Here is a 7,562-nt window from a genome sequence, read left to right as displayed (position 1 = left end):
GGCGACGTGCTGGCCAAGACACGCAAGAAGCTGGAAGAGGCCAGCAACACCATTTCGTCTGTTGAAACCCGCACCCGTGTGATGGGCCGCGCGCTCAAGCAGGTGGAAGCCATGCCCGAATCCCAGGCCCAAGCCCTGTTGCCAGGGGAGCCTGGCCTGGCATCTGAAGACGACAGCTGATTCAAGATTGCACCGCAGCAACCGATAGACAGAGGTCAAGTGTCCTGTTTACCGAAATCTGGTGGCCTGCTGGGCCCCTTGCTGCGTGAAGTCACTGCTGAAGTCCTTTCTGCTGCTGTCCGTCCTGCTGCTTGCCGCGCCCGTGCAGGCCGGCCGGCCAGCGTTCGACATCTCGACAGCGCCCGGGCAGGGGGAGTGGCTGGACATGGCCACCCTGGTGGCCACCGACCCGCCGACTGAAGCCGGGCCTGCACACCCTCCTGCCGACAACCTGGCGTGGCAGGCACAGCGCCATGGCGTGCGCACCATCGGCTTCGAGCACAAGGGTGTATGGGCTCGCACGGTGCTCCAGAACAGCTCGGAGAGCCCCATCCTCGGATGGGTCGTGGTGACCGAGCCCTATACCGACTACGTTGATTGCTTCGTTGATTCGGATGGCAGCGAATCCATCGTGTACCGGCTGGGCGACCACCGTCCCTTTGACGCGCGCCCCATCAAATACCCCGGCGTGATCCTGCCGGTCAACATCTATCCGCGCAGCAGCCTGACGCTGACCTGCCTGATGCGCAACAACGGTTCGACGGCGGCGACCTTCCAGTACTGGACGCCGGACAACTATGCGGTGCTGGAGAGGGAGACGGCGTTCTCGCGGGCGCTGTGCTATGGCGCACTCGGCTTCACCTTGCTGGTGTCGATCGTGTTGGCCTTCATCAATGGCAATCCCTTGTCCTTCCTGATGGTGGCCGAGATCCTGCCCGTGCTGGCTGCCACGGCGAGCAGGGAAGGCGACGCCTACCAGATGCTCTGGCCGACCCATCCGGAGTTCAACATCCCGCCCTATATGTGGATCCTGATCGGGATCTCCACGGCGACGCTGGTGTTCCGCTGGATCATTCAGCCCACCGCGTGGGAGGACCGCATCATCAAGGCGCTTGCCTTGTCCTCGACCCTCATCCTGTCGTTTGCCATCGCGATGCCCACCCTGGCACCCAAGATCAGCGCGCTGGTGCAGGTCATCTCGGTGATCTATCCGATCGCCTTGATCTGGATCTGTGCGCGGCATTGGCATGAAGGGGCTGTTGCGCGGCTGTTGTGCTTCGGCATGGCCGTGCAGATGGCCGCGCTGGTGATCAACGCGGTCGGGGTGCTGGGCATCTACCACGGGCAGTTCGGGGTCGCCAGCATGTACGCCTGCGTGATCAAGGCCCTGACGCTGGCCGCCGCCTTGTTCTACCGCATGAAGATGGACCGCCAGGACCGTGCGCGTGCACAGGCCGAGCACACCATGGAGCTGGAGCGGCGTCTGGCGTATGAGGCGCAGTTGCGCGACGTGGTCTCGCATCATCCTCGCTACGGCATGCCCAATCAGGCCATGCTGGAGGAGTCGATCCGGGCGCAGCTGGTGCAGATCGAGGAGGGGCTGTCGATCTGGATCGTCAAGCTCAACCGCTTCGGCTTTCTGGAGTCCATCCTGCCACCAGACACGCTGACGGCCGTGGTTCGAATCTATGGCGAAGAGCTCAAGAGCTGGTTTGCCAGCATGGATGCCCACGCCTTGTTGAACATCGAAGGCGAGCACCAACTGGCGGCGCTGGATGACAGCACCCTGGCTTTCGTGACCGTTGGCAAGCCTTCAGATGCGCTGATGAGCGACCTGGAGAGCTTTCTGGTGCGTCGTTTTGAATGGCAAGGCCTGTTCGTGGCCTGGGATCCGCATGTGGGCGTGGCTCAGGTGACCCGCACACACCTGGACCAGACAGCCGGCATGAGCGACGAAGCCCGCATCGCCTTGCAGTGGTGCAGTGCGCACCGTCGGGTGGTGCCGTTTGATGCCGAGCGCATGAAGCGCGAGCAACTGGCCTACGGCCTGACCCTGGATCTGGAAGGGGCCATCGACCGTGGCGAGTTGCTGCTGCACTATCAGCCCAAGGTCACGCTGGAGACCCGCCGCACCGACTCGCTGGAAGCCCTGGTGCGCTGGCGCCATCCCCAGCGGGGCATGATCCCGCCAGGTGCCTTCATCGCCGAAGCCGAGGCCACCGGCGCGATCAACCGCCTGACCATGTGGGCCATCGGCGAGGCCGCGCGCTTCCTGTTGACCTTGCCTGATCCCCACGTGCGCGTGTCGGTCAACATCACCGCGTTCGATCTGGCCACGCCGCGCTTCGTCGACAAGGTGCTGGAGACTCTTCGCCACGTGGGTTGCCCGCCATGCCGCCTGATACTGGAAGTGACCGAATCGGCCGCCTTGAGCGACCGCGAGCGCGCCACGCAAATCCTGTCCAGGCTGCGAGAAGAGGGCGTCAAGATCGCGCTGGACGACTTCGGCACCGGCTACTCGTCGCTGGGCATCCTGCAGGAGATGCCGCTGGACGAGATGAAGGTCGACCGCAGCTTTGTGACCGACATCGCCGAGTTCGGCCGCAAGCAGGCCGTGTTGCAGGCCATGATCGAGGTGGGCCATCGACTGGGCCTGACCGTGACCATCGAAGGCGTGGAGCACGGGGCCAGCGTGGACTGGCTGGCCGACCATGGCTGCGATGTGGTCCAGGGCTACTTCTTCAGCCGTCCGCTGGACGCCGATGCCGCACGTACCTGGCTGACCCGTCCGATTGAATCAGTGGCGACTGCCTGAGGCCTTGGCACGTTCGCGCTGTTGCGCCAGATCCGTCGCACTGACCTGTTCGCTCGCCAGAGTTGGCCAGCCTTGCAGGTGGCGCTCGACCAGCTTGCTCAGGGCACGAATCCAGCTCATCTGGTCGTTGAGGCAAGGGATGTAGTTGAACTCCTTGCCGCCCTCGTCCAGAAAGGCCTGTTTGCCCTCCATGGCGATTTCTTCCAGCGTTTCGATGCAGTCCGAGACGAAGCCAGGGCAAATCACGTCCACACGTTGCTGGCCTTGTCTGGCCAGTTCACGCAGTGTCGGCTCGGTGTAGGGCTGCAGCCATTTGGCTTTGCCGAATCGGCTCTGGAAGGTGACGATGTAGTCGTCCTTGCCCAGGCCCAGGCGTTCGGCCAGCAGCCGGCCGGTCTTGAGGCACTCGCAGTGATATGGGTCACCCAGCAGCAAGGTGCGCTCGGGCATGCCATGAAAGCTCATCACCAGCTTGCCGCCACGGCCATGGGTGCCCCAATGGGCTTTGACGCTGTCGGCCAGCGCATCGAGGTAGCCCGGGTCGTCATGGAAGTGGTTGATGTGGCGCAGTTCGGGCAGGGCGCGTGTCTGCCGGCCCCAGGCAAACACATCGTCCATCACGCTGGCCGTGGTCGCGGCGGAGTACTGCGGGTACAGCGGCACGATCAGGATGCGCTGTGCGCCTTCAGCCTTCAGGGCGCTGAGCTGGCTGCCGATGCTGGGCTGACCATAACGCATGGCGTGCCGCACGATGAGCTGATGCCCGCTTTCACCCAGAAAGCCTTGCAGCAAGGTGGTCTGTTTTTGCGTCCAGACGCGCAGTGGCGAGCCTTCCTTGGTCCAGATGCTGGCGTACTTCGCGGCCGATTTGGCCGGCCTCACTCGCAGGATGATGCCGTGCAGGATGGGCATCCATACCAGGCGCGGAATCTCGACCACACGCGTGTCACTGAGGAACTGCGCCAGGTAGCGGCGCAGTGCGGCAGGTGTCGGTGCTTCGGGTGTCCCCAGATTGACCAGCAGGACGCCGGTACGTGGAGGTTGACCGTGTTGGTATTCGGGTTCTTTGGCTACGCTCATGGCGCAGCATTGTCGCCTCTGGCGGCCAACCTGCACAGTTCTGTGGTTACCGCGACGATGTCGATGGGTTTGGTCCAGTAGCCTGTGAAGCCAGCGGCCTGAGCGCGGGCCACGTCTTCAGGCATGGCATCAGCCGAACACATGAAGGCCGGCGCGTCAGCCAGTTGGGGCAAGGTACGCAGGCATTTGAGCACATCGAAGCCCGACATGCCGGGCAGATGGGCATCCAGGACCAGCACGTCCGGCGCGCGGTCACGGGCCATGGACAGGGCCATCTGGCCATCCTCGGCCACCACCAGTTCAATCTGAGGGAAGGGCCTCAGGGCTTCTTCGAAGAGCATCGCATTGATGCGGTTGTCTTCTACGTACAGCACGTGCAAGGCGGGCAAAGCCGCAGCGCCGTCTGAACTCAATTCAGTCGGGGACATGTTCGATTCGAGCGGGCTGCCCGGCTCCGACAGAGGCGGATAGGCAGAGTCAGGGGCAGGGTCAATGTGGTTGGGCGCGCGGCCTGCCAGCGGGAGGATGATATTGACCCTGGTACCAGAACCGGGTTGACTACGAATATCCATGCGACCTCCCATGGCTTCGAGCAGCGAGCGCGTGATGATAAGGCCTAGACCAGTCCCCTCGATATTGGATGTTTCACGCCCAAGACGCTCGAAAGGTTGAAACAGCCTCGACAGCTGTTGGGGGCTCATGCCCGGACCGGCGTCCTCGATTGTGAGCACAAGTTCGTTTTCAGGCAAGCACTCTGCATACAGGCGCACCGAACCGCCTGCCTGGTTGTACTTGATGGCGTTCGAACCGATGTTCATGATCACCTGGCGCAGCCTCTGGCGATCGGCCACGATGACCCAGGGCTCCTGCAGCATGTTGAGCATCGTGATGTTGCGCTTGTCCGCCATCGGGCTCAACATCGACAGGCACTGGCTGACTTCTTCCGTCAGGGGCAGGTGTTCGGGCTTGAAGCTGAGGATCCCGGTCTCCACCTGCTGCAGGTCCAGCACATCGTTGACCAGGCCCATCAGGTGGCGGCTCGCATGCAGGATCTGTTCGACGTAGTTCTGTTGGCCGGCGTCCGCTTTTTGCTGCGTCAATTGCAGTTGCAGCAACTGGGCGAAGCCGTTGACCGCGTTCAAGGGTGTGCGGATCTCGTGGCTCATGCGCGACAGGAACTCGGATTTGGCCGCGCTGGCCGCTTCCGCAGTCTGCTTTTCGCGCAGGGCGCGTTCAGCCTGTTTGACCGGTGTGATGTCCGAATGGGTGCCCACGACGCGCAACGCATGGCCATCGCGGTGCCGGCTGACCACCTTCCCTCGTGACAGGATCGAGAGGTAGTGGCCGCTCTTGTGCTGCAGCCTGAATTCGGTCTGGTGGATGCCATCACCCACCTTGAAGTAGCGGTGCAGGCTGTCCGCCACCAGATCGCGATCGGAGGGGTGAACGCGGCTGAGGAACTCGTCGGCCGTGCTGGCGATGTCGTGTTCGTCGTAGCCCAGCATCGTCTTCCATCGCTGGGAGTAGTAGACGCGGCCGGTCTGGAGGTCCCAGTCCCAGACGCCGTCGCCGGCGCCTTCCAGCGCGAACTTCCAGCGTTCTTCGCTGAGTTGCAGCTCCTGCTGGGCGTGCCGCTCCTGGGTGATATCGCGCAAGGTGGCCATGGCCGCGAACGGCGGTGCCTGGGCATCCACCCGCAACAGGTGGCAGGAGATCTGGACCCAGAGGATCTCGCCGTCTGCACGGCGCAGCGGGTGCACCTGCTTGTCCACGCGTTGGCCTGTGGCCAGCACGACGTTGATCGGCCAGCGATCAAACGGCACGGGCGTGACCAGATCGTCCTCCAGCAGCGTGAGGCCGGGCAGGCCTGGGGCGGCCACATGGGTCAGTTGCTCAGGTGACACGGCCAGGATGCGGCTGGCAGCCTGATTGAGCGCCACCACGCGGCCGCCGAGCTCCACGATGACAAGCCCATCGCTGATGGTGGCCGCCACAGACCGATAGAGCTCCTCGCTGACACGCAGCTTTTCTGCCGCCAGCTGACGTTCGGTGATGTCACGTGTCAGGAAGAGCGTCTGCCCCTCCGGCATGGGCGTCATGCGCGCCTCAAAGTGCCGGCTGATGCCATCCAGCTTGGCCAGGTCGTATTCGAAGCGCTGAGGCTGGCCGGTGCTTTGCAGCCTCTGCAAGGCCTGTCGCTGCAGCTCGGCGGTTTCCGGCGGCAGGTGGCTGCCCAGCGGCGTCTTCTTCAACTCGGCCAGCGGTTTGAGCAGCAAAGGGTGGTCGGCGTGGCCATCGATGTAGCGACCCTTGTGGTCGATGACGAACCAGAGGTCCGGCAAGGCGCGCAGGACGGCGCGCAAGCGGGCCTTTGTCTCGGTGAGCGCCTTCTGCTTTTCGCGCAGCTTCTCGGCGTCCTTCTTGCTTTGCGTGATGTCCATGGCGAAGTGCACCACGCTGCCGTCTGGCAACTGGTGGTCCTTGACCAGGATCCACTGGTTCTGGAATTGCACCTCCCGTGGCTCGACCTCGGTGTGCAGGTTCAGTCGCCAGGCGATGTACTCGTCTTCGCGACCATTTGCATCCGGGTAGATGCCGGCGCGGACCAGCTTGCGCAGGGTCTCGGACCAGTAGGGGTTGGCGTCGTCATGGGCCTGCCCGGCGTGATCGCGCCAGTGTTGGTTGGCGAGGACCACGCGCCCTTGTGGATCGGTGATCATCACGCTGATGTGGAAGGACTCGATGGCCTGGCGCAGCAACTGGTCTGCGCGCCGCGCTTCGTGCTCGGCCTCGATCTGGCGCGTCACATTGCGGCTGGCGCCTCGGTAGCCCATGAACTCGCCACGGCTGTTGAACACGGGCGTGCCACTGATGCTGACCGTGATGGGGCCGCGAGGCGTCATGCGCACGCCGATGGCATTGCTGAAGGGTTCGCGGCGGGCGCGGGCCAGGACAAAACGGTCCCAGCTGTCTCGCGTCTCATCGTCGCGGGGGACGTACAGCCCGGCACCTTTGAGGCCGATCTCCGTGGCGGGATCCAGCCCCGTGTGCTGCTTCAAGCCCGCAGAGACCCACTGCAGGACCCCGTCCTTGTCGGTCTCCCACAGCCAGTCGCTGCCGGCCAGGCTCGCCGTGCGCACACGGGCTTCCATCTTGCGCAGGCGCTGGGTGTCCAGGTGTTGCTGGATCAAGGCGGCTGCGGTGATGGCGAGATCCTGCAGCAAGATGGCTTGCGCATCGGTCCATTCGCGCGGCTGCCGATCCATGGCGCACAGGGTGCCCAGCGCGTGGCCTTCCACCAGCAGGGGCATGCCGAGGTAGGCCTTGACCTGGGCGTTGCCCGCCACCATCGTGATGTTCCTGAAGCGTTCATCCCGGCTGGCATCGCAGACCTTCAGGCCTGCCTTGCGTTGCACGACGGTGTGGCAGAAGGAGTCGTCCAGCGAGGTTTGCCGCACATCCAGACCTTGGCGGGCCAGACTCCAGATTCGATGGGTGTCGACCAGGTTGATGGCCGAGACGGGGCAGTTCAGCGTGCTGGCAACCAGGCGTTGAATGGCTTCGAAGGCAGGGGAAACGTCTGCGTCCAGCAGTTTGGTCGCATGCAGCAGTGCGACGCGTTCATTTTCATCATGTGGAACATGGTTCTGGGTCATGCAGGCTGCAT

Annotated in this window: 3 protein-coding genes and 1 pseudogene; 2 read left to right on the top strand and 2 right to left on the bottom strand. The window is 63.6% G+C overall.

Going from position 1 to position 7,562, the window contains the following annotated elements; all coding sequences use genetic code 11:
• A pseudogene (locus VFW93_RS18650) lies at positions 1-180 on the top strand (DNA recombination protein RmuC); the annotation flags it as partial.
• Between the two features lie 85 nt (positions 181-265).
• Positions 266-2,815 (top strand): EAL domain-containing protein, encoded by a 2,550-nt coding sequence (locus VFW93_RS18645; protein WP_329695448.1) that lies wholly within the window; start codon positions 266-268, stop codon positions 2,813-2,815.
• Here VFW93_RS18645 and hemH read toward each other — a convergent pair.
• A complete protein-coding gene (gene hemH, locus VFW93_RS18640; RefSeq protein ID WP_329695447.1) occupies positions 2,798-3,895 on the bottom strand; it encodes a ferrochelatase in 1,098 nt (365 codons plus the stop codon). The two genes, VFW93_RS18645 and hemH, sit on opposite strands and share 18 nt — an antisense overlap.
• Positions 3,892-7,551: a PAS domain S-box protein gene (locus tag VFW93_RS18635; RefSeq protein WP_329695446.1), complete on the bottom strand. Its 3,660-nt coding sequence runs from the start codon at positions 7,549-7,551 to the stop codon at positions 3,892-3,894. Before VFW93_RS18635 ends, hemH begins: the two co-directional genes overlap by 4 nt.
• Positions 7,552-7,562 lie beyond the last annotated feature (11 nt).

Origin of the sequence: Aquabacterium sp., from assembly GCF_036279675.1 — a bacterium.
Classification (GTDB): domain Bacteria; phylum Pseudomonadota; class Gammaproteobacteria; order Burkholderiales; family Burkholderiaceae_C; genus Aquabacterium.
The sequence above is the reverse complement of the archived record's forward strand: the minus strand, read 5'-3'. Positions and strand labels throughout refer to the sequence as shown.